The organism is Burkholderia cepacia complex sp. TUM26381, from assembly GCF_057439935.1.
In genome coordinates this window covers 1,213,474-1,234,233 of the sequence record NZ_CM172007.1, presented here as the reverse complement: position 1 = coordinate 1,234,233, position 20,760 = coordinate 1,213,474, and the positions used below count along the sequence as shown (strand labels likewise).

Sequence of the window (20,760 nt, the reverse complement as noted above, 5' to 3'; positions counted from 1 at the left end):
CGGCCGACGTCGATCCGGCTCAGAACGTCATCGCGCGCGCCGCGGACGCCGACGCCGGCGCGGCGGCGTCCGCATCGGGATTCGGCGCGAGCCGCAGGCGCACGCGCAACGGTTGCAGCATGTCGCGCGGCGGCGGCTCGGCGAGCGGGCCGGCCGTCAGGAGCTGCCGCAGTGCCGCGTCCGCGTCGGGATCGCCGAGCGACGCGAACTCGACGCGCGTGACGACGCCGTTCGCGCCGATCCACGCACGCACGACGATCGCGGGCGGCGGCGCATCGGCGCGCGCGTTCAGCACGCGTGTCTCGAGATAACGATGGAGCCGGTCGGCCGCCTCGCCGTCCGCTTCGAGCCACGTCTGGAACTGCTGCCCGGCGAGCTGGCCGTAGCGGAGCCACGTTGGCGGCACGTCGGCCGTCTGCGCGAACGCCGGCGCAACTCCCAACGCCAGTACGGCGGCAGCCACGATCGCGCGCAGCCATCCGGATGCGCCCCGCCTTTGCATTTGCTTCATCCCGCCTCCCGTTTCGACGTTGGGTCCGCCCGTCCGATCTCGATCGGCAGATACAGCCGCGTGCCGCCCCGCTGAACCAGCAGCGCGACGTTGCCGTGCGCGGCGTCGATCCCGGCCATCAGCGCACCGATGCTCGCGACCGGCGTGCCGTTGACCGACAGCACGATATCGCCGGGCTGCAAACCCGCGCGAGCGGCCTGGCCGCTCGCCTGCTCGACGACGAGTGCCTGACCGACGCCGAGCCGCAGGCGCTCCGGCTCCGTCGCCGCACGCAGCGCGAGTCCGAACCGCGCCGGGCCCTGCTCGGCACCGGCCGGCGCCGTGCCGCTGTCGACCGCGGCGACCGTCGCGATCACATGCATCGCCCGGCCCGCGCGCCACACGAGCAGGTCGGCCTGCCGCCCCGCCCGCATGCCCGCCACCGTGCCGAGCAGATCCGCCGATTCGGCGACCGGCCTGCCGTCGACCGCGAGCACGACGTCACCTGCCTGCAGGCCCGCGTGCGCGGCCGGGCCGTCCGGCTCGACCATCGTGATCAGCGCGCCATCCGGGCTCGCGAGGCCGAACGAGCGCGCGAGCGCCTGGCTCACTTCCTGCACGGCCACGCCGAGCCGGCCGCGCGTGACCTTGCCGGTACGCAGCAACTGGTCCTTCACGTCGAGCGCGATATCGATCGGAATCGCGAACGCGAGCCCCTGATAGCCGCCCGTCTTCGAGAAGATCATCGAGTTGATCGCAATCACGCGGCCGCCGAGATCGAACAGCGGGCCGCCCGAATTGCCGGGGTTGATCGGCACGTCGGTCTGGATGAACGGAATTGCCTGCTCGCCGGGCAACGAGCGCGACTTCGCACTGACGATGCCCTGCGTGACGGTGTTCGCGAACCCGTACGGCGACCCGATCGCCATCACCCAGTCGCCGACTTCGGTGCGCGCCGGATCGCCGGTCGCGACGACCGGCAGGTTGTGCGCGTCGATGCGGATCACCGCGACATCGGACACCGGATCGCTGCCGATCACGCGCCCCTTGAACTGGCGCTTGTCGGTCAGCTTCACGTCGATGCTCACAGCGTCGCCGACCACGTGACGATTGGTCAGGATCACGCCGTCCGCACTGACGATGAAACCCGAGCCGAGACTCACTTCCTCCCGGTTGCCGATCACGCGCCGCGCGAGAAACGGTGCGAGCGGATGGTCGGGCGCGATGCCCGGCGGCAGCTGGATACCCATCTGCGTGACCTCGCGCGTGACGCTGATGTTGACGACGGCCGACCCGACACGCCGGACCAGCGCGGCGAAGTTCGGCAGCGCGACGGTCGGCGGAACGGCCACCGCCTGCGCGGGCCGCTCGACGGACTGTGCCGCCGCGCAGGCGCTTGCGCCTGCGTACGCGATCGCGAGCGCCCCCGCGATCGCCCGCAGCACCGCCGCCCGCCCCGTGTGCCCGCCCGCTGTCATGGTGCCGCTCCTCGTCGGTTCGCGCCGGCACGCCGCCGGCTCATCGATGCCTTTGCCGCACTGGCGGCCGCCTCCGTTACCTCGGCGGCACCGCAACCGGCGCATCGGGCCGTTGCGGCGTCACCGACCGGCCCCAGTTCGAGCCGAAGCGGTTCCTCTCGGTCGACAGGTTGAACGTGCCGAGACGGTTCGACGGCTGTTTCGACAGCCGCTCCGAATCCGTTTGCGAGGCGCCCGCCTGCGCGTCGGCTTTCGGCTTCAGTTGCTCGCTCAGGCAGTCGTACGACAGCGCGCGCCGGCCGTCGACTTCCGCATCGACGCACACCGGCTTCGCCGCCGAACCCGGACCGGCCGGTGCGGACCCACCCGGGCCCGCGCGGCTGCCCTGCGCATGCGCGCCGGCCGCCAGCAGCACGCAGACGATCGCCGCGATTCCGCTTCGTTGCATCTTCATCCGCCCCTCCATCCGTGACGACTCCATCGCGGGCATGCCGTCAACCGCCCGCACCCGACACCGGCGCGCGAGCCAGGAAGCGCGCGAACGCCGCGCGGTCGGCAGAGCTGACGGCCGGCTCATCCGCATCGGCATGCCGTGCCCACGCCTCGCGCATCCCGTCGACCGGCTGCCACGCGTGCACCTGCGCGCCGGTTGGATACGGCGTGACGAGCGGTTCCCGGTAGTCGACGCGGAACAGCGGCGGCGCGTCGTTGCCGGCCGTCCACAGCTCGCCGGCGTCGCGCACGCTCGCGTCGAACCAGAAACGCACCCAGCGCACCGCGGGCGGGCGCGCCTCGGAGCCCGATGTATCGGCACCGGGCGCTGCAGCGCCCGACGCAGCGGCGCCCGACGTATCCGGCACGCGCAGGAAACCGGCCAGCACGAGCAGCAAGGCCGCGAGATCGTCGTCGCGCAACATCCGGTACGACCAGAGATCCGCGACATCCGCGCACGAGATCACCGCGATGAAGCGCCCGATCGTCAGCGCGGGCCACACGCGGCGCATCAGCGCGTAATGGCGCGACCACTGCGCGATGAAACGCTCGCGATGACGGGCCGCGACCTGCACGTCGCGCGAGCCGCGAATCGTCAGCTCCTCCGGCTGGTACTGGCGCGTCGTGAGCACGCACTGCGCGGAACATCGCGCGCTCCGGTGCCGCGCATACCCGCCCGCACCGGGCAGCGGCTCCAGCGCACCGAAACACAGCGGACAATGCGTCGGCCACTCGCCGGGCCGGCCCGGCCACGGGTTCGCCTTCGGCATGCGCGGACGATCGGCGGCCGCGGCCGGGCGCCGCCGCCCGGGCGTGCGCGCGTCGGGCGCCGCGATGCGCGGCGTCGAACGGACAGTTGCCATGAGCGTGCCTACCGGGCCGACGCGAGCGCTTTCTTCAGCGCGTCTTCGTTGATCGGCGCGTTCGCGGCGAGCTTCGCGAGATAGGTTTGCGCATTCTGCTGCGTGCGCTGCGCGCGCAGCATCGCGCGCAGTTGCTCCTTCACGTCGGCCAGCGGGCGCGGCGCGGCCGCGCGACTGTCGATCAGCTTCACCACGTGAAAGCCGGCCGGCGTGCGGACCGGCGCGGACACCTGGCCCGGCTTCAGCGCATCGGCCGCCTGGCGGACCGCCGGCACCATCAGCTGGTCGGGCACGAACCCGAGGTCGCCGCCATTGGCGGCGCTCGCCTTGTCCTGCGAATTCGCCTTCGCCAGCGCCGCGAAGTCGCCGCTGCGCGCGCGGTTCGCGAGATCGGCCGCCTGCTTGCGCGCCTTCTCGAGCGTCGCGCCATCCGCGTTCGGCGGTACCGCGATATAGATCTGCGCGACGTGCAGCGCGCGCGGCGCGGTGAACGCGGCGCGGTTCGTGTCGTAGGCGGACTGGAGCTCCGCGTCCGACGGGTAGTCGGCCGGCGGCGCATTCACCGACGCCAGATAGCTGCGCACGACGATATCGCGCTGCGCCTGCTCGACGGCCGCCTGCACCTGCGCCTGTTTGTCCCAGCCCTTCGATTTCGCCTCGGCCAGCACGGCTTTCTGCGCGAGCGTCGAACGCACGACCTGGTCCAGCGCCGCGGGATCGGCCGCAAGGCGCTCGCGCCCTTCGGGGCTCACCGACTTCAACAGCCCCGCGATGTCGGCCTGCGTTACCGACGTCTGTGCGGCATTCGCGATCACGTCGTCCTGTGCGTGCGCAACCAGCGGCGCACCCAGCACGAGACTGCCTGCCACCATCGCCCGCATCTTCATCTTCGTCATCATCGTTCGATTGCCCTCTGGATTGTTCTGGATACGCGGATGCCGCGTCAGCGCGAACCTGTCAGCGTCACGCGCAGCACCAGCGGTTGCGCCATCCCGCGCGGCGGCGCAATGCCGACCGTCCGGCCGACGAGCGCCGCATGCAGCGCGGCATCGAGCGCCGGCTGCCCGCCCGCCCCGCTATCGACGCGCGTCACGCGCCCGCGCCGGTCGAACCACGCGCGCACCGGCAGCACGGCCCCGTCGCCGCCGGTCCCGGCCTGCGCGTCGGCCCAGCGCTCGACGCCGGCACGCAGATCGCGTGCGGGTGCGTCGTCGCCATCGAGTACCGCGTGCAGCCACGGCGCGACGCGTTGCGCATACGCGCCCCACACTGCGGGCGCATCGCCGGCGGGCATCGCGCCGGATCGCTTGCGACCCGGCAGCCACGCGCACAGAGCGGCGGCGATCCGGCCGGCGGCGATCACGATTGCGCGGCGGCCTCGAATCCGGCCGTTGCGACGGCGGCCGATTCGCGATCCTGACTGCCCGCCGCCGTACGTGCGGCCGCCTCCTGCTCCGCCATCGCCGGACGGTTGCGCAAGTGCAGCAGGAATTCCTGGATCAGGCGATCCCACAGCTCGATCGTCGAGCGCAGGTAGCGCTCGGACACGCCGCCCGCGACGACCACGTCCATCTCCAGCGCGAGAAACGGCCCGTGGCTCGCGAGACGTGCGAAGCGCTTGGTGCGGTTCCAGTCCGCAACGAGTTCGATCGGCAATTCGCCCTGCACCTGCAGCACGCACGACAACGTGTAGTCGATGTACGGCAGCGCGGCGGGCGCCACGTCGCTGCCCTGCGGCGCGAGCGCCGCGGCCGGGTTGCCGAAGCGCACCGCGAAACCGATGCCCTGGCTCGCGCTCATGAGCTGCACCGCGCCGTTCTGTTCGGCCGCCGTCACGCGGTAACCCGCGCGGCGCAGCACGTCGGCCAGACGGTCGGCGCTGATCGCTTCGATCGGCGCATCGTGTGCCGCGCGTTCGTCGCCGGCGTTCGGTTGTGTGTCTTGCATGTCTGTCTTCCTCGTAATCGGCGAATCGATGAAATCAAGCGAGATGCCGGGCCGCACGCTCACGGTGCGCTCGCCGCCGAAGCCGCCGCAGCAGCAGCGGCCGGACGCGCGGCCGGATCGTACTTGCCCGCATACAGCGCATCGCCGTAGCGTTGCGCGAGATCGTCGTACTTCACGCGCGCCGACTGCGCGAACGGCTGCCGCGACGAGAAGAACGTGCCGATCCCGACGTGCTCGTACGCATCGAGAATCTCGTGCCCCACGCGATACAGCTCGGCATTGTGGGCCTGGCAGGTTTTCAGTTGCGTGTCGCGCGCAGCGGCGTCCTTCTGCAGTTGCGTGTGCTGCGTATCGCGGGCGCGCGATACGGCGAGCAGGTCCTCATAGGACGACTTGTATTTCGCCAGCGACTTCGCGTCCTGCTCCCGGCCGGCCCGCTCCTGCGCGAGCGCACGCTTCGCGGCCGCCTCGGCGCCCGAATCGCCGCGCGCCGCCGCCAGTTGCCCCTGCATCGCCTTCAGTTGCGCGAGCGCGTCGTCGCGCTGCTTCTCGGCCGCCGCCTTGTCGCTTTGCAACTGCGCCTGGTTGTCCTGCAACTGGCGCAGCTCCTGCACGGTGGTGCGCAACTGGCTGCGCAGCTTGTCCTCGATGCCCTGCGCGTGCGCGCCGCCGGCCGCGAACAGCAGCGCGCCGGCCACGCCGGCCGCCAGCATCGTGCGAGTGATCGTGTTCATTCGCGGCTCCGGTCAGAAGCGAGCGTTGAGCTCGATCTGCAGCACGTCGATCGATACCGGCGGCCCGTACACTTCCTTCGAGCTCAGGTAGCGGGCCGACACCCATGTATCGCGCGCGACCGCATACGCGGCGCCGATCACGTAGCCGCGCGCGTTGGTGCCGCCGAGATGGAAGTCGGGATCGTTGAACGCGTCGAGCACGGCGTCCGGCTGCAGGTACTTGTACGCGATCGAGAAATTCCACTGGCCCTTCTCGCGCGGCTCCGGCTCGCCGACCGTCGCCTTCGCGAGGAAGCCGTTCGGGCCGCTGCGATAGTCGGCACGTGTCGCGTTCACCGTCGTCGATTCGTAGTTGTTGACCGGCAGCGACGCCGCCGCAAACGCCTTGTTGTCGTTGTACGCGAGGTTGCGCACGTATTCGCCGTCCAGGCGCAGCTTGAAGCGGTCGGCCACCACCGTGTCCCACTGCGCCTTCAGGTCGAGCAGCCGGTAGTTGTACGCGAGCCCGAAGAGTTGCGGCTGCGGCGTCATCCCCGGCGCGAGGTTCGGGTTCTGCACGATGTTGCGCAGCGCGATCAGCGTGTTGCCGCCCTGCATGAACGCCGGCGCCTGGTTGTCGGTGCTGCAGTTCGTCGCGCCGAGATACAGCGCGCACGGCGACGACAGCGTGCCGCGCATGTTCTGGAAGTCGTAGTACGCGACCGCACCGCGCAGCCGGTTCTTCGCGTCGATCTTCCAGTCCGCGCCGAACTGCGCGCCGAACATCCATTTCGTGTCGCTGCCGGCCTTGTCGGTGCTGTTCGACGGGAAGTTCTCGCTCGTGTACTGGATCGGGAACACGCCGAGCGTGCCGAACAGCGTGACGTCCGGATTCCACGGCAGCGCATGGCGCAGGTTCGCGGCCAGCCCGTCCATCATCAGGTCGTCGGAGAACACGAGATCCGACTTGAAGAACGGATTGTCGAAACGGCCGGCCGTCAGGTTCAGCCACGAGGTCGGCTTGTATGCGAAGAACGCCTTGTTCAGCCAGATGTTCTTCTTCCCCCAGCCGCCGCCGGCAGTCGACGTCGTCGATACGGGCCCGTTGTCGTTGCCGCTCGCGAGCTGGAGGCCGGCCGTCATGTCGTCGGACAGCGTCGCGGTCACGCCGAGCCGCGCACGGTAGCGTAGCAGGTTGTTGCGGTTCTGCGTGGTGTTCTGCGTCGGCAGCTGCGTCGTGTTGGTGTTCGGGTTGATGTCGAACCCGCCGCCCTGGTTGATCGCCGCGAAGTTCGTGACGTTGTTCGCGTTACGGCTGCCGTAGAAGTGATACTCGTCGCGCACGCGCAGGTCGCCGTCGAGCTTGATGCGCGACACCCAGTCGGGGAACGTGTTCGGCTGCGCCCAGTTCTCGGACTTCGCCTGCGCGATCACTTCCTGCTTCACCTGGTCGCGGATCTGGTCACGCACGAGCTGCGGCACATACGGCACCGCGACGTCGCCCGGCTGCGTCGGCGGGTTGACCACGCCGCCCGCCACGACCGGTGCGCCCGACGCGCGGGCCGCCCTGGCCTGCGTGGCTTCGGTACGCGCCTCGCTGATCAGCTGGTTCGCATTCTGCTGCGTGAGCACGCCGCGCTTGACGAGCAGGTTGATCAGGTTGATCACCACGCTTTCCGTCGGCGCGGCCTTCCCCGATGCCGCCTGCGCCTCGAGCGACTGCCCGTGCGCGACGGATGCGCAGGTCAACCCGAGCATGACCACGGCGGCACTGACACGCGAGCGCCTCATCTGCACTCCTTCATTGCCGTCATGCTCGCCGCAATTTCTCTTCTTCCGAATCATTCCAGCTCTCCGCGTATCTACTGTATTTTTCCTGGCACAGCCCTCTCGCCGGACCCGCCCCGTGATTCCCGTACCGCCCCCGTCTAGCTCCGTCCGGTCAAAGTCACCCACTTCGGATAACGCACGCCGGGAGGCGGTGGTTCGTCGATCTTGCCGATCGACTCGATCGACGCGACGATCGCCGCATCCAGCCTCGGATCGCCGGTCGATTGCGTAATCTCGACCTTCGTGATGTGCCCGGCTGGGTCCAGCCACAGATTCAGGCGGACCGTGTACCGATTGCCGCCTGCCTCCTGCACGTGCTTGTCCTGCTGAACCGCGTGTTGAAAGACGCTGCTGAGATACTGCGAGTAACCGTCACTGCCAAACGTCCCGCCGCCCCCACCACTGCCGACCATCCCCGAGCCGTCGCCCGCGCCGATGCCGAAGTTGTCGCTGCCGGCCTGCGCATCGGCATTCATCGTCATCTGCTTCGGCTGGTTGTCCGACGGCTTCGGCGCCTCGGACGGCTTCGGCGCGATCGTCGGCCGGTCGACCGGCGTCTTGACCTCTTCCTTCACCTTCTCGGGCGGCGGCTTCTGCTTCGGCGGCGGAGGGGGCGGCGGCAACGGGATCACCGTCGTCACCTGCGGCGCGCTCACGCGCTTCACGCCCGCGGTATCGCCCGCGAAACGCCAGATCAGCGCGGCCAGCCCCGCGAGCACGAGCGCGATCGCAACCGGCTTCACGAAGCGGCCGGGGCCTTTCTGCGGCGGGCCGCCGTTGTAGGTCATTTCCATCGCGCTAGCCGCCCTGCTTCGCCTTGCCGGTCACGAGCCCGACCTGCGACAGGTCGAGGCGGCGCAACAGGTCGAGCACGTCCATGACCTTCTGGTACTGCACGGCCGCGTCGCCCTTCAGCACGATCGGGAATTCCGGATTGGTCGCCTTCTCGGTGCGCAGCCGGCTTTCGAGTTCGTCCATCGTCACCGGATACGCGTCGAGGAACACCTGCCCCGAATCGGCGACCGTGATCGCCTTCGTCTTCGGCTTCGCGAGACTCGCGGACGAGCTCGCCTTCGGCAGGTCGACCTTGATGCCCTGCACCGACGCGGTCGTCATGATGATGAAGATGATCAGCAGCACGTACGCGAGGTCGAGCATCGGCGTGATGTTGATGTCGTCGTACGGCTTGTCGTCGTCCTGAACCTGCATGGTGGTCTCCTGCGTGCGGTCAGTCGGCCAGCACCGCGTGATCGGGCGCGCGGTGGGCTTCGGCGAGGCGCGTGACGAATTCGTCGACGAACACCTGCATGTTCGCGGTCACGTTCTTGTTGCGGATCAGCAGGTAGTTGTAGCCGAACAGCGCCGGAATCGCGACGAACAGGCCCGTCACCGTCGCGAGCAGCGCGGCCGCGATACCCGGTGCGATCGCGTTCACGTTCACGTCGCCGGCCGCCGCGATCGCCGCGAACGTGATCATCACGCCGACCACCGTGCCGAGCAGGCCGAGGAACGGGCCGCCCGAGATCGCGATCGTCAGCAGCACCATCGATTTCGACAGCTTCTGGTTCTCGCGCACGAGCGTCGCGTCCATCGACGCACGGATCGCCTCGATCGATTCGGACGTGATCACCGTGCGGCCGTTGCCGTCCACGCGGCTGTGGATCTCATGCACGCCGGCCTGGTACAGGCGGTACAGCGACGACTGGTACAGCCGGCGGCCGTCGACGCTCGCTTCGTCGACATGCGCGAGACCGACCAGGTGACGCCCGGCCACTTCGCGGAAGCGCTGCACGAAATACAGGTTCGCCTTGTCCACCGTGCCGACGTAGCGCGCCTTCGTCCACATCACGACCCACGACACGAGCGCCATGCCGAGCAGGATCGCGATCACGACCCACGCATCGACGGTCACCGACTGCACGATCACGCCGAAGTAGCCGAACCCGAAGCCCGACTGCTTTTCATCGGCGCCGTACGCGACGAGCTTCGATTCCGAGCCCTGCGCGAGCGCGTCGACGGCGATCGCCGCCGGCGAACGCGCGATCTTCGACAGACGCAGTTCGTCGAGCGCACCCGCATACGCGGCAAACCCGGCCGGTGCGCCGGCGGCGTCCGCACCGACCGTCGCCGCGCCGTTCAGCGCCGGCAGCGTCGCCGCGACCTGCGCGGCCTGCTTGCCGTTCACGTAGACGGTCAGGTTCTTGCCGTCGGCCGTGACGGCGAGATGGGTCCACTGGTTCGCCGCGACCGGCGGGACGGCCGGCGTGCGCACCGGCGCCGGATTGTTGGCCGCGCCGTCGGCTTCCGCGAACGGCACACCGTTGTCGAGACCGATCAGCAGCGCGTTCGCGCCGTCGCGGTGGCTGTACACCAGCGTGTTCGCCGCCAGCGCCGACGGCTTCACCCACACGCTGAACGTGAAGCTGCCACCGGCCGGCACATTCAACGACGCGCTCGCCGGCAGCGTCAGCGACCCCGTGCCGTCGAACCGCGCGCCCTTGCCGACGATGCCGTCCTCGACCGTGCGGAACGACGCGTTCGGCGCGTTGTTGCCGTAAGCAGTCGCATCCTTCGGCGGAGCGCCCGCCGCGCCGTTGAAGTGGTAGACGAGCGTGTAGTCCGCATCGAACGTCTCGGCCGGCTTGCCGCCGTCCGGCGCCTTCTTGTTGCCGTAGTACATCCAGATCGACTCGGCGGCACCGGCCGGCATCTTCGGCACGTCGACCCAGATGAGGGCGACGCCGAGCACCGGATCGTATTGCTCGACATGGAAATTCAGCGGCGTCTTGTCGTCGGCGGCGACGAAGCGGATATCCGCGCCGTTGTCGGCCAGCCCGTCGAACTGGAAGTTGCCGGCATGCAGGCGGATCAGCAGCGGCACGCGGCCGGCCGATTCCGCGAGGTTCGCGCCTTTCGCGCTCGCGTCGATCGTGATCGCCTTCCGGTACGACCAGTCGTTCTGCCACCATGCGTTCGCGATGCCGGGCAATACGCCGAGCATCACCGCCAACAGGAAAAACAAGACTCGCTTCACGATCCACTCCCCGAATGGGCGGGCGCCGCGCTCGTCGCATCGCCCCGCCACGATCAAAAAAACCGTCAGAACCCCAGCCTTACGTAGAAATCGAACCGCGGGCTGTACTGCCGCGTATAGACGCCCGCCTTCAACGGCCAGCCCGCCTCGAAATCCGCGCTCGCGTACTTCATGAGCTGCAGCCGCGTGCCGACGCCGACGCTCATCAGGTTGAAACGCGCCGTCTGCTCCGGCAGCGGGCTCAGCAGCCACAGGTGCGCCGCGTCGAAAAATGCGTGGAAGCGCCACTCGTTCAGGCGGCTGCCGACCGCGCCACCGAGCCACTTCGCGACCGACGGGCTGCGCAGCTCGACCGACGCGATCACGCCGCTGTCGGCCGTGTTCTCTGCCTGCATGTAGCCGCGCACGCTGTTCATCCCGCCCGCGGCGAACTGCTCGCTCGACACGAGCGGCGAGTTCGAGATCTGTGCGTTCACGTGCGCATTGGCCTGCATGTCGTTCGCGAAGCGCTGCGTGTGGTTCACGTCGAACTTGCCGTACACGAAATCGGGCGTCGCGTTGTAGCGCTTGTTGTCCCAGGCGCCCCAGTCGCTGCCGAGGCCGCGGATGTTGGTCGTCAGCGACGCGGAGAACGACGTCTGCGAGTTCTTCAGGCTCAGCTGGCCGTTGTACGACAACGTCACCGGCACGTACGTGAGCGGCGCCTTCGAACCGCCCTGGCCCGGCAGCGACACGTCTTCGTCGTAATGCTTGCGGTCGATCTCGATGCTGACCGAATGCGCGTAGGTCTCCGACGCCGGCAGTGAATAGATCGCGGTGAAACCGTACGTGGTGCCCTTGCCGAGCACGTTGGTGTTGCCGACCGACGCCACGTTGCTGTCCGAATGCACGACCGTCGCAAGGAAGCTCCAGCGCGAATCCTTGATCGGCGCGAGATACGAGAACGCGTAGACACGCGCATCGTTCGGATGCTGCGGCGCGATCACATAGGTGCCGGAAATCACGTGGCCGAGCTGCCAGAGATTCGAATAGCTGAGGCTCGCGGTCGTGCGCAGCGTCGACGTGCCCGGGCTGTTGTCGTTGTTCAGTTCGAGCGAGCCGTGCAGCGGGCTGCGATCGTCGACCTTCAGGTCGACGTCGACCGTCTGCGGCAGCGCGCCCGGTTTCAGCACCGGGATCACCTGGCGGTCCGCCGAGCGGTTCAGGTCGGTGAGCTGCTGCTGCGCCTGGTTGAAATCGGGCACCTGGCCTTCGGCGAGCGCGGGCACCGCGTCGCGAATGTTCTGCGGCGAGTTGTACTTCGCGCCGTCCACGCGCAGGCGCCCGACCTTTGCCTCGGTCACCTTCAGCAGGATCACGCCGTTCTTGACCTGCTGCTGCGGCAACTCGACGACGACCGACTGGTAGCCACGGTCCTGGTACGCCTTCTGCAACGCATCGCGCGCCGCGTTCACGTCGGCGAGCGTGCGGCCCGGCCCTTCGAACGGATACACGGCCTTCTCGATCTCGAGCGTCGGCAACATCGTGTTGCCGCGCACCACGAAGGCGTTCACGTCGAACGACTGCGGAGCGGCCGGCGCCGCCTTCACGGCCGGCGCGGCTTCCTGCGCATGAATGCCCGGCGCGACGCTCAACCCGCCGGCCAGCACCGCACCGGCCAGGCATCGGCAATTCAGCCGCCATCGTTCGCGTGACTTGCGGTCTACTCTCGGCGGCATGCGCCATTCCCCTTTTGTTGTTCCGGATCGCGGCGAAGCGGCCTGCACCCGCCGCTCGCTTCGCTATCAGTTGCCTGTTTCACTTTGATGACGATTGATTCGCCATCCTTATCATGATCTGCGCAATGCTTTTCCCGAATCCCGTACCCGGTGCGTTCGACCGCATCTACCGGAAAGGACGAAGCGAATCCGGAAAACCCGCAACTTGCGATGCGCATCGTCACGACCGGCCGCCCGACGACGCATCGGCACTGTTGCGTCGATCGGCGACCGCCGTCGTGCGCGGCGTACGAGTCGCCGCTCTCACCTATCTAGACGGAACCGGGCGCGCATTGCCGCAAACTTTTTTTCGCAGGCCGCCCGGCTCGACGCCGGAAACGGGACAAGGCCGCCAGCGGGCGGCCTGCAATGCGCGCGCAACGAGCACCCGCGCGCATCGCGCGGGACGTTGTGCAGGAATGTGCGTGGCCCCCGTTTCGTGTGCGTATCGTCCGCCGTGGCCGTCAAGGCGCCCGCACGTCGCGCGCATGCGCGATCGCCGGCAAACGAATTGCCGCTCCGAAGGCGTCGCGCCAGGCGCGCCCCCTGTGACGGCACGACAATCCTCGGGTTTCAACCGGGAAGTTTTTGTGACATTCCGCTGAAGATATTCACGAAACGCTCGCGAGACCGTTTCCGCACGCCGGGTTTGCGATGCGGCGCCGTGCAACGTATCCCGGTCATGCGAAATCCTGCGGTTTGCGGCGGCCCGCTTCGTCCTAGCTATTGGGTAAAAACATCAACGACGGGATCGATCCATGTCATTCGCCACGATGTTCGCGAGGTGGCTCGCCGCTCGGCTGTCCGGCCATACCGCGACCGCCGGCCGGCAACCTGACCTGTTCGCCGGGGCGCGGCGTCCATTGCGCTGGCGCGCGCCCTGGCTGGCCTGGCAACTGGCGTCGTGGTGCGTGCTCACGATACTCGCACCGCCGATCTGGACGATCGGCACGCTGCTGCTGATCAATGCGTCGAGCGACCAGCCGCTGTTCTGGATGCTCGCGATGGCAATCGTGCCGGTCGCCAACGGCGCCGCGATCGTCGCGACGAACCAGCGGCATCACCGCACCCCGTTCACGCGGCGCACGACGGTTGCGCTGTACCTGTTCTTCGTCGCGATGGCGGTCGGCTGCGCGCTGTTCGTCCTGCTGCTGTGGCGCTCGCATACGATCGCTTCGCTGGTCGGCCCGCTTGCCCTGACAGCCGACGGCACGCATCCCGCCACGCTCGCGTTCTGGGTGGCCGGGCTCACCGCGATGTTCGGCGTCACGTCATCTGCGCATGCGAGCATCGCACACGCGTGGCTGGCGTTCGAGCCCTGAGCGCCATCGCGCCGCGATAGCAGGAGCATGCGCATGCATCGACATGGAAGATCCGGAAGGGCGCGGCGGCCGCGCGAACGCGGCATCGCGATCGTGACGGTGCTGCTCGTCGTCGCACTGGCAGCGACGCTCGCGGCCAGCGTGCTGTGGCGCCAGCAGGTCGCGACGCGCGACGTCGAGAACCAGCGGCTGGCCACGCAGACGATGTGGGTCGAACGCGCGGCGGTCGAATGGGCGCGCGCCACGCTGCGCGCGCAGAGCGCGACGTCGAACGTCACGTTCGTCGGCCAGCCGTGGTCGTCGCCGGCCGCCGACGTGCAGCTCGCCGACCTGCTGCCGCCCGATGCCGCGGCGGTCAACGCGGAACTGTCGCGCGCGTGGGTCTCGGGTCATGTCGAGGATGCGCAGGCGCGCTTCAACCTGACGAACCTCGTGATGCGCATCGCGCCCGGCAAGCCGTGGCAGGCCAACGGCGAAGGCGTGCTCGCCTACCGGCGGCTGCTCGGCCAGCTGTCGCTCGATCCCGGGCTCGCGCAGCAGACGGCCGACTACATGCTGCGCTCGCTGCGCGACACGAACGGCCCCGGCGGCTGGCCGCTGCAGCTCGTTTCCATCGACGATCTCGCGCGCGTGCCCGGCTACGATACGCATGCGATCGAGACGCTCGCGCCGTACGCGACGGTCCTGCCGGATCTCACCACCGTCAACGCCAATACCGCGGCCGAGCCCGTGCTCGTCGCCGCGATCCCGACGCTGTCGCCCAGCCAGGCCAAACGGCTCGTCGACCGGCGCGGCACCGCGTATTTCGTCAGCACCGGCGACGTCGCCGAGTACCTGCTGCCCGCGCGCGGCGGCAATCCGACGCTGCCGGACGGTTCGGTCGTCGGCGTCAACAGCACCTACTTCATCGTCCATTGCCGCGTGCATTCGCCGCGCATCAACGCGCGCGTCGACACGCTGATCGCGCGCTACGGCAGCGGCAATTTCACGTGGACCTCGGTGATCTGGGTTCACCGCCTGACGAGCTGAGCGCGACGCCCGCGCGCCGCGCCGCCGGCTAGTTCAGCGACGATTCGCTCAACGCAACCGCACGCATGCCCTGCGTCGCCGCGCCGTCGAACGACAGCCGCGTGAGGCTCGTCTCGCGCACCTCGCCGAGCAGCCGGTTCCAGTCGTCGATCGACACGAGCAGCGCGATCGGCCGGTTGTACTTGGTCACCATCACGAGCGCTTCGCCCGCGTGCCGCAGCGCCTTCGACGGATTGCTGCTGAAATCGCGCGTCGCCATTGCGATCGTGCGCAGGCTGAACACGTTCGCGGCCGGATCGCCGCCGTCGTCGTGCAGCAGGCTTTCGAGCGTCGCCGCGCGCAGCAGCGCCTGCGATTTCGCGGACAACCGGTTGTCGCGGCGCCTGCGCCGCTCGCTGCGCGGATCGACGTGCACGGCCAGCATCCGCACGATCTGGCCGAGCGTCGCCGCCGGCAACTGGTCGTAGCGCCGCCACCAATCGGGCGGCAGCGCGATCATCATCCCTGCGTAGGTGGCCGCGACGCCGTCGGCGATATGCGCCGGCACGCGTTCCGCGTCGCGATCGTCGAGGCCGAGTGAGCCGGCGACGACACGCGCCATCACGCTGAACGCGTTGTACGCGAGTGCCGCGATCCCGCTCGCGAGCAGCGACGCGCGCGCGGGCACGCCGCCGAACGGCATGCCGTCGAATACGGCATCGAGCGGCAACGGCAACGCGTCGCGCCAGCGGCGGCGCGCCATCTGCATCACCTGGCACGCGTCGAACTGTTCGGCCGGCAGGTTGGTCAGCACCGCGACCGTCGCGCCGTCATCGGGCGCGTGGCGGCGCCATTCGATCCGCCTGAGCGTACCGGCCGTATCGCCGTCGCCCGCCGTGCCGACCGCCTGCTCGCGCACGTCGCCGCCGTCCAGCGGACCGGCATCGCGCCAGCCGCCGGGCGGCCGGCACGCAACCGCGGCGCCGTCATCGCGCAGCACGAACGCGCCGCCGCGGCGCGGCCAGCCCGACACGATCGCATCGGTATCGAAACGGCCGTCGACGATCCACAGCTCGCCGGGCCGCACCGTTTCCAGCAGTGCGCCGACGAACGCACGTTCGTGCGCACGGCCGCGCTCGACCGGCAGCAGGTCGACGATCATCGCGAGATCCGGATCGTAGACCGGCAACACGCGTGCGCCCGTCACGCCGATCGCCGCGTCGCGCACCGGATCGTCGCACGCGCGGCCGCAGCCGCAACCGGCTGCGGCGGGCGCGCAACCGGCGCCGTCCAGCACGCGCAGCCGCATGCCGCCGGACCCGCCCGCCCGTTCGTCGGCCCGCGCCGCCGCGACAGGCAGCAGCAGATCGGCGCTGTCCCGGACGAGCGCACGCCCCCAGCCGGCCCGCCATCGGCTCATGTCGTCGTGCAGCGCGGCCACGGCGGCGGCGGATGCGGACGACGCATTTCCCGCCGCTGGCTGCTGTACCTGAGGCATCTGCATCTGCGTCTGCGTCTGCGCGGCCAGTGCCGCGATCGCGTCGACCGCGAGCGCGAACAGCGTCTCGCGAATCGACTCGTCGTCGAGCGCTTCGTCCGCGTCGGCCGCCGTGTCGATCCAGTCGTCATGCAGCGCGCACTGCAGCACGAGCCGCGTCATGATCGTCATCGGGCTCTGTTCGACGAAGCGTTCCACGATCGTGCGCATCATGCGGTCACTCCCCACTGTTCGGCCAGGCCAGCCGGCTGGCCGGCGTCGCGGCGCATTCGCACTTGACGGGCCGTGCGCGACACCGCAGCATCGTGGGCGACCCGATCCGCGCGACGATGCGCCGTCGCGGCGGTCCGCCCGCAATCGATGCACGAGGCACCGGCATGTACGTAGATCCACGCGTGGCGCACGGTCGCGCCCGGTTCGACCTGAGCGGCTCCCCGCGGCTCGTCGCCGACGAGCGCCGCTGGGAAATCAGCGACGTCGTCACGCGCGGCATCGACGATTTCACCGGCGTGCGCAACCGCCGCAACCTGCTGCGGCTGCTCGAGCGCCAGATCGCGCCGAAGCTCGCGCGCCTCGGGCTCGAGCCGTACGTGGGCGCACTGGGTCACGTGGAAGGGCTGTTCGTCAATTTCTCGACGATGAGCGCCGAGCACGGCCTGCGCGAATTCCAGCTTCAATTGACGGTGCCCGATCTCGTGCTGCGCAGCTTCGCGTCGAACGCCATCCGGCCGCACGCGGTCGCGCGCTGCATGCAGCGCAACGGGGTGATGTCGCTCGCGGAAATCGAGCATGAGACGCGCATCGCGTTCGTCGCGGCGCGCGTGATGCGCTCGCTGGCCCTCGCGGAAGGCTGGCAGCAGATCGGCGTGCCGACGCCGCACGGGCTGTTCGTCGGTACGCTGACCGACGCGCACGACGTCGCGATGAATACCTATTTCCGCCCTGGCGACAACGATCGTCCGTCGCGCTGGAGCGGCTTCTCCGCCCTCTTCTCGACGATGCCGGACTGGCGGCCGGAACAGGTCCGGCACGGTGGCGAACTGCTGCATTGGATGGTCAACCATATTGTGGCCCTGCAAGAATCCGCACCGTTCGTCGAACGTTTTCCCTTTCTGCGCGAGCCGCTGCGCGACGCCGGCGATCCGCTCGACGCCGCATGGAGCGGCGCACGCGCCGGCCTGCAGCACGGGTCGCCATCCTGAATCGTGCAGCCGGGCTTTCGTGGCCCGGCCGGCGCAATCTCGCCGCGCGCCGGCCGCCGTGCGTGCACGGCGATCCGGAAGCCCATTCCGGCTCCCGTTCCCCGGTCTCCCTGCCGCGGCCCCGCTTTGCGGCCGCGCTTCATGGCCCCTCTTCACGGCCCCTCTTCACGGCCCCCTCGCTCTCTCATATACAAGGTCGAAGCGGGTGCGCCTAACCCGCAGACTTTCTTGAAACGCCCGCCATCCCGTCAATGCGTGCGCGTCGGCCCGCCCGGCTCGCCAGGTTCCTGGCGGCCGACCAGCTCCAGCACGGCCCACATCCAGATCAGTTCGCGGACCGTGCGCGCATGCTCGTCGCTCTGCGCGCGCCAGCGCCCGAAGGCGTCGCGCTCCTGTTCCGTCGTGTCGCCGGCGCGCAACCACAGCAGCCAGCGCACCGCGCCCTCGCGGATTGCGTCGGCGCGCGTGTTCGCGTCGCCGGAATCCGTATCCCGTTGCGATTCGTTCATGATCACGCCACCGCCCGAAGCTCATTCGACACACCTTCCCCGCACCGCGCATCGCTGCGCGGACGGGGCGCTTGCCACCCACGCCTCGGGTCCGACGACGCCCCGCCGGGCCGTCACGAAAGACGGCCCGGCGTTTGCCGGCCCTCATGGATAAAGTCGTATCGAAGGGCCGTAACCCGCAGCGCGGGCAGCCCCGGCACCGGCGATGCAGCCGCCTGACGGAGAAAGGGAGAACGGAAGGAAACGGAAGACGCGGGAAGCCGCAGGAAGCCGCGTCAGCTCAGCAGCACGATGTTGCCGGGCAGGCGCGTGATGTGCGCGCCGTACAGGCGGCCGACCATGTCGATCACGTCGTCGAGCCGCGTGATCGGGAACTGCGCCTGCATCCGGTTCGCGCCGAGCGACGCGCTGCGCAGGATGACCTTGCCGTGCCGGTAGCGGTTGATCTCGTCGACGACGTCCGACAGCGGCACGCCGTTGAACACCAGCATGCCGCGCCGCCACGCGCTGACGGCGCCCGGATCGATCCGCGACACGGGCTGCACGCCGCGATCGTCGTAGACCACCTGATCGTCGGCGTTCAGCGTACGCGCACCGCGCGGATGGTTGAGCGCGACCGTACCGGACAGGCAGGTCACGCAGACCTGCGTGCCGGTGCGCCGCACGTTGAAACGCGCGACCGTCGCCTGCATGCGGCCGCCGCCCGCGACCACCGTGACGGGCTGGATCGGCGTCGCGCGGCCGGCCGGCGGCGCGACCGCGTCGATCTCCGCCTCACCCGCGACGACTTCGACGCCGTGCGGCGCATCGCTCGCCGGCAACACGTCGAGACGTGTCTGCGTATTCAGTTCGACCGTGACGCGCGACGACAGCGCAACGCTGCGCTGCTCGCCGGTGCCGGTATGGTAATCGGCCACCATGTCGCCCAGCGAAGGCCACAGCTGCATCGGCGGGCGCAGCGCGAGCCACGACGCGCCGGCCGCGACCGCGAAGCCGATGAACGCGCGACGCCCGGTGCGCATCGTGCGCTCGCGCTTTGCAACGTTTGCCCAGGCAGCGGCCGTGCGCTCCTCGTGCGCGAGTTCGGTCGCGGCCGTGCGCAGCGAACTCCAGGTGTCGCGCAGCAGATCGGCGGCTTGCGGACGATCTGCGCACCAGCGCTCGAACGCGTCGGCTTCGGCCTGGCTCGCGTCCCCCGAGCGCAGACGCAGCAGCCACGCACTCGCTTCGTCGAGTTCGTCGTGGGCAGGTTGGGCCTGGGCTTTCGTCATCGTCCGGATGCTCAAAATTTACGCGGGCCGCCTCGCGTGCCCGAGTACGGATCACCGTCTTCCTGCATGCGTTGCAGGCAGTACTTCATCGCCGCGCTCAGTTCGCTTTCCACGAGCCGCAGCGAAATGCCGAAATGCTCGGCGATCTCGCGGTTCAGCAGGCCGTCCACGCGGGCGGCCAGCAGGATCGCGCGGCGCCGCGGCGGCAGGCCGCGCAGCACGTCCTTCAGCGTCTCGACCTTGCGGCGCGCCGCGACGATGCGCTCGGGGTCGGCCAGCTCGTCGGGCATTTCCAGCAGCGTCTCGACATCGTCGTCGTGCAGATGACGCCGTTCGCGGCGATGCTGGTCGATTGCAACATTGTTCGCCATCCCGAGTATATAGGCGTCCGCGTTCGTCACCTGCGTGGAGACGTTCGCATTCTCGAGACGCAGCCAGGTTTCGTGCAGCGCGTCGGCGGCGCCGTCCTTCGACCCCGTCACGCGCTCGAGGCGCCTGACGAGATACGCATAGCGCGTCGCCAGCAGATTCCGGAGCCCGCTGCGGTTGCTGTCGGACATGGCGGCCTAGCCCCGAACCGCCGGCTGCGGCGCCGGACAGCGGAAATGCACGCCGTTGCCGGCCGGCCGCAGCAGGATCGTGACCGGCTGCGGCAGGTCCGCAGGCGGCGCGTCGTCCAGCTTCAATGCACGCAGCGCGCGCATTACCGCCGCGTCGCGGGCGGCCGAACCGCTCGATGCCACCATGTTGACCGCCACCACCGCCCCCCTGTTGTCGATGCGCACCTGCGCGACGAGTCGATAGCTGCCCGGCACGGCCGCAGGCTGCGCGCAGAGCGCATCGATCAGATGCGCCTGCAGCAGGCCCGCGAACGCGCGCCGATCGCCGAAATCGCCGATCCCGTCGATCGGCAAGGCCGCATCCGGCGGCCTGTCGGCCGTCGCGGGCGCCATCTCGGCGGCCGGCTGCGCGACGATGATCGCTTCGTCCGGACGCGAGAATTCCGCACGCAACCCCGTTCCGGCCAGCATCCGCTCGAGCGCGTCGCGCGGCGCGAATTCACCCTGGACCGGCGCACTCGTGCGCCCGTCGAGCAGCGGCGCCGGCGCCAGCACGATCAGCTCGGTGAGCCGCGCGAAGTCCTGCAAGGTCTTCGCGAGCGGCTGCGCGGGCAGATCGAAATGCACCGCGCTACCCGGCTGACGGCCGATGGACCCGGGCTCCTGCGCGTGCACGCCGCGCATGCACAGCACGACGAACGCGAGCCACGCAACGAGCGCCAGGACACCGGTCGGCGCCCGTGAACGAGTCATGAATGCCTGGACGGAAGTGGAGTTGCACGTTGC

At 69.4% G+C, this 20,760-nt stretch carries 21 protein-coding genes; 3 read left to right on the top strand and 18 right to left on the bottom strand.

Annotation, left to right across the window (positions count from 1 at the left end):
* Positions 1-19: 19 nt before the first annotated feature.
* The 13 genes from ACWMMN_RS22315 to ACWMMN_RS22255 form a co-directional block, all read right to left on the bottom strand.
* Positions 20-511: a YbaB/EbfC family DNA-binding protein gene (locus ACWMMN_RS22315; RefSeq protein WP_486423960.1), complete on the bottom strand. Its 492-nt coding sequence runs from the start codon at positions 509-511 to the stop codon at positions 20-22.
* Positions 508-1,968, bottom strand: a complete 1,461-nt coding sequence (locus ACWMMN_RS22310) for a Do family serine endopeptidase (RefSeq protein ID WP_486423959.1) — start codon at positions 1,966-1,968, stop codon at positions 508-510. Before ACWMMN_RS22310 ends, ACWMMN_RS22315 begins: the two co-directional genes overlap by 4 nt.
* A 76-nt stretch (positions 1,969-2,044) precedes the next feature.
* Positions 2,045-2,422, bottom strand: a complete 378-nt coding sequence (locus ACWMMN_RS22305; protein WP_059240086.1) for a hypothetical protein — start codon at positions 2,420-2,422, stop codon at positions 2,045-2,047.
* Between the two features lie 40 nt (positions 2,423-2,462).
* Entirely contained in the window at positions 2,463-3,323 is an 861-nt protein-coding gene (locus ACWMMN_RS22300) for a hypothetical protein (protein WP_342705107.1), read from the bottom strand.
* Positions 3,324-3,331: 8 nt separating this feature from the next.
* Positions 3,332-4,222, bottom strand: a complete 891-nt coding sequence (locus tag ACWMMN_RS22295; RefSeq protein ID WP_059240082.1) for a peptidylprolyl isomerase — start codon at positions 4,220-4,222, stop codon at positions 3,332-3,334.
* Positions 4,223-4,266: 44 nt separating this feature from the next.
* The gene (locus ACWMMN_RS22290) at positions 4,267-4,686 is read right to left on the bottom strand and encodes a hypothetical protein (protein ID WP_342705108.1); all 420 of its coding nucleotides are present in this window, start codon (positions 4,684-4,686) and stop codon (positions 4,267-4,269) included.
* Positions 4,683-5,270: a YbjN domain-containing protein gene (locus tag ACWMMN_RS22285; RefSeq protein WP_486423958.1), complete on the bottom strand. Its 588-nt coding sequence runs from the start codon at positions 5,268-5,270 to the stop codon at positions 4,683-4,685. The genes ACWMMN_RS22290 and ACWMMN_RS22285 overlap by 4 nt, the downstream gene beginning before the upstream one ends.
* A gap of 59 nt (positions 5,271-5,329) precedes the next feature.
* Positions 5,330-6,004 carry a hypothetical protein gene (locus ACWMMN_RS22280; RefSeq protein WP_059240076.1) on the bottom strand — a complete coding sequence of 225 codons (675 nt, stop codon included), beginning with the start codon at positions 6,002-6,004 and terminating at the stop codon, positions 5,330-5,332.
* A gap of 12 nt (positions 6,005-6,016) precedes the next feature.
* Positions 6,017-7,774 carry a putative porin gene (locus tag ACWMMN_RS22275; RefSeq protein WP_233464097.1) on the bottom strand — a complete coding sequence of 586 codons (1,758 nt, stop codon included), beginning with the start codon at positions 7,772-7,774 and terminating at the stop codon, positions 6,017-6,019.
* A 137-nt stretch (positions 7,775-7,911) separates the two neighbouring features.
* Entirely contained in the window at positions 7,912-8,607 is a 696-nt protein-coding gene (locus ACWMMN_RS22270) for an energy transducer TonB family protein (RefSeq protein ID WP_059240072.1), read from the bottom strand.
* A gap of 4 nt (positions 8,608-8,611) precedes the next feature.
* On the bottom strand, positions 8,612-9,022 hold the full coding sequence (locus ACWMMN_RS22265; RefSeq protein WP_027780971.1) for an ExbD/TolR family protein: 411 nt from the start codon (positions 9,020-9,022) through the stop codon (positions 8,612-8,614).
* Positions 9,023-9,041: 19 nt separating this feature from the next.
* A complete protein-coding gene (locus ACWMMN_RS22260; RefSeq protein ID WP_256086185.1) occupies positions 9,042-10,847 on the bottom strand; it encodes a DUF2341 domain-containing protein in 1,806 nt (601 codons plus the stop codon).
* Positions 10,848-10,912: 65 nt separating this feature from the next.
* On the bottom strand, positions 10,913-12,565 hold the full coding sequence (locus tag ACWMMN_RS22255; RefSeq protein ID WP_226196354.1) for a ShlB/FhaC/HecB family hemolysin secretion/activation protein: 1,653 nt from the start codon (positions 12,563-12,565) through the stop codon (positions 10,913-10,915).
* Positions 12,566-13,362: 797 nt separating this feature from the next.
* Here ACWMMN_RS22255 and ACWMMN_RS22250 point away from each other — a divergent pair.
* Both ACWMMN_RS22250 and gspK read left to right on the top strand, forming a co-directional pair.
* Entirely contained in the window at positions 13,363-13,926 is a 564-nt protein-coding gene (locus ACWMMN_RS22250) for a hypothetical protein (protein ID WP_059240070.1), read from the top strand.
* Positions 13,927-13,959: 33 nt separating this feature from the next.
* On the top strand, positions 13,960-14,955 hold the full coding sequence (gene gspK, locus ACWMMN_RS22245; RefSeq protein ID WP_256086184.1) for a type II secretion system minor pseudopilin GspK: 996 nt from the start codon (positions 13,960-13,962) through the stop codon (positions 14,953-14,955).
* A 28-nt stretch (positions 14,956-14,983) separates the two neighbouring features.
* Here gspK and ACWMMN_RS22240 read toward each other — a convergent pair whose 3' ends face one another.
* Entirely contained in the window at positions 14,984-16,645 is a 1,662-nt protein-coding gene (locus ACWMMN_RS22240; protein ID WP_256086183.1) for a type II toxin-antitoxin system Phd/YefM family antitoxin, read from the bottom strand.
* Between the two features lie 164 nt (positions 16,646-16,809).
* On the opposite strand from ACWMMN_RS22240, the gene ACWMMN_RS22235 reads away from it, so the two are divergent.
* Positions 16,810-17,634, top strand: coding sequence for a hypothetical protein (locus tag ACWMMN_RS22235; RefSeq protein WP_059240960.1), 825 nt, complete (start codon positions 16,810-16,812; stop codon positions 17,632-17,634).
* A gap of 248 nt (positions 17,635-17,882) precedes the next feature.
* Here the strand turns inward: ACWMMN_RS22235 and ACWMMN_RS22230 are convergent, their stop codons facing one another.
* From ACWMMN_RS22230 to ACWMMN_RS22215, 4 genes are all read right to left on the bottom strand, one after another.
* A complete protein-coding gene (locus ACWMMN_RS22230; RefSeq protein ID WP_174991293.1) occupies positions 17,883-18,143 on the bottom strand; it encodes a FecR/PupR family sigma factor regulator in 261 nt (86 codons plus the stop codon).
* A gap of 275 nt (positions 18,144-18,418) precedes the next feature.
* Positions 18,419-19,414 (bottom strand): FecR family protein, encoded by a 996-nt coding sequence (locus ACWMMN_RS22225; protein WP_256086182.1) that lies wholly within the window; start codon positions 19,412-19,414, stop codon positions 18,419-18,421.
* An 11-nt stretch (positions 19,415-19,425) separates the two neighbouring features.
* Positions 19,426-19,974, bottom strand: a complete 549-nt coding sequence (locus ACWMMN_RS22220; protein WP_059240062.1) for an RNA polymerase sigma factor — start codon at positions 19,972-19,974, stop codon at positions 19,426-19,428.
* A gap of 6 nt (positions 19,975-19,980) precedes the next feature.
* Complete coding sequence (locus tag ACWMMN_RS22215; RefSeq protein WP_486423957.1) at positions 19,981-20,727, bottom strand: secretin and TonB N-terminal domain-containing protein; 747 nt, start codon at positions 20,725-20,727, stop codon at positions 19,981-19,983.
* Positions 20,728-20,760 lie beyond the last annotated feature (33 nt).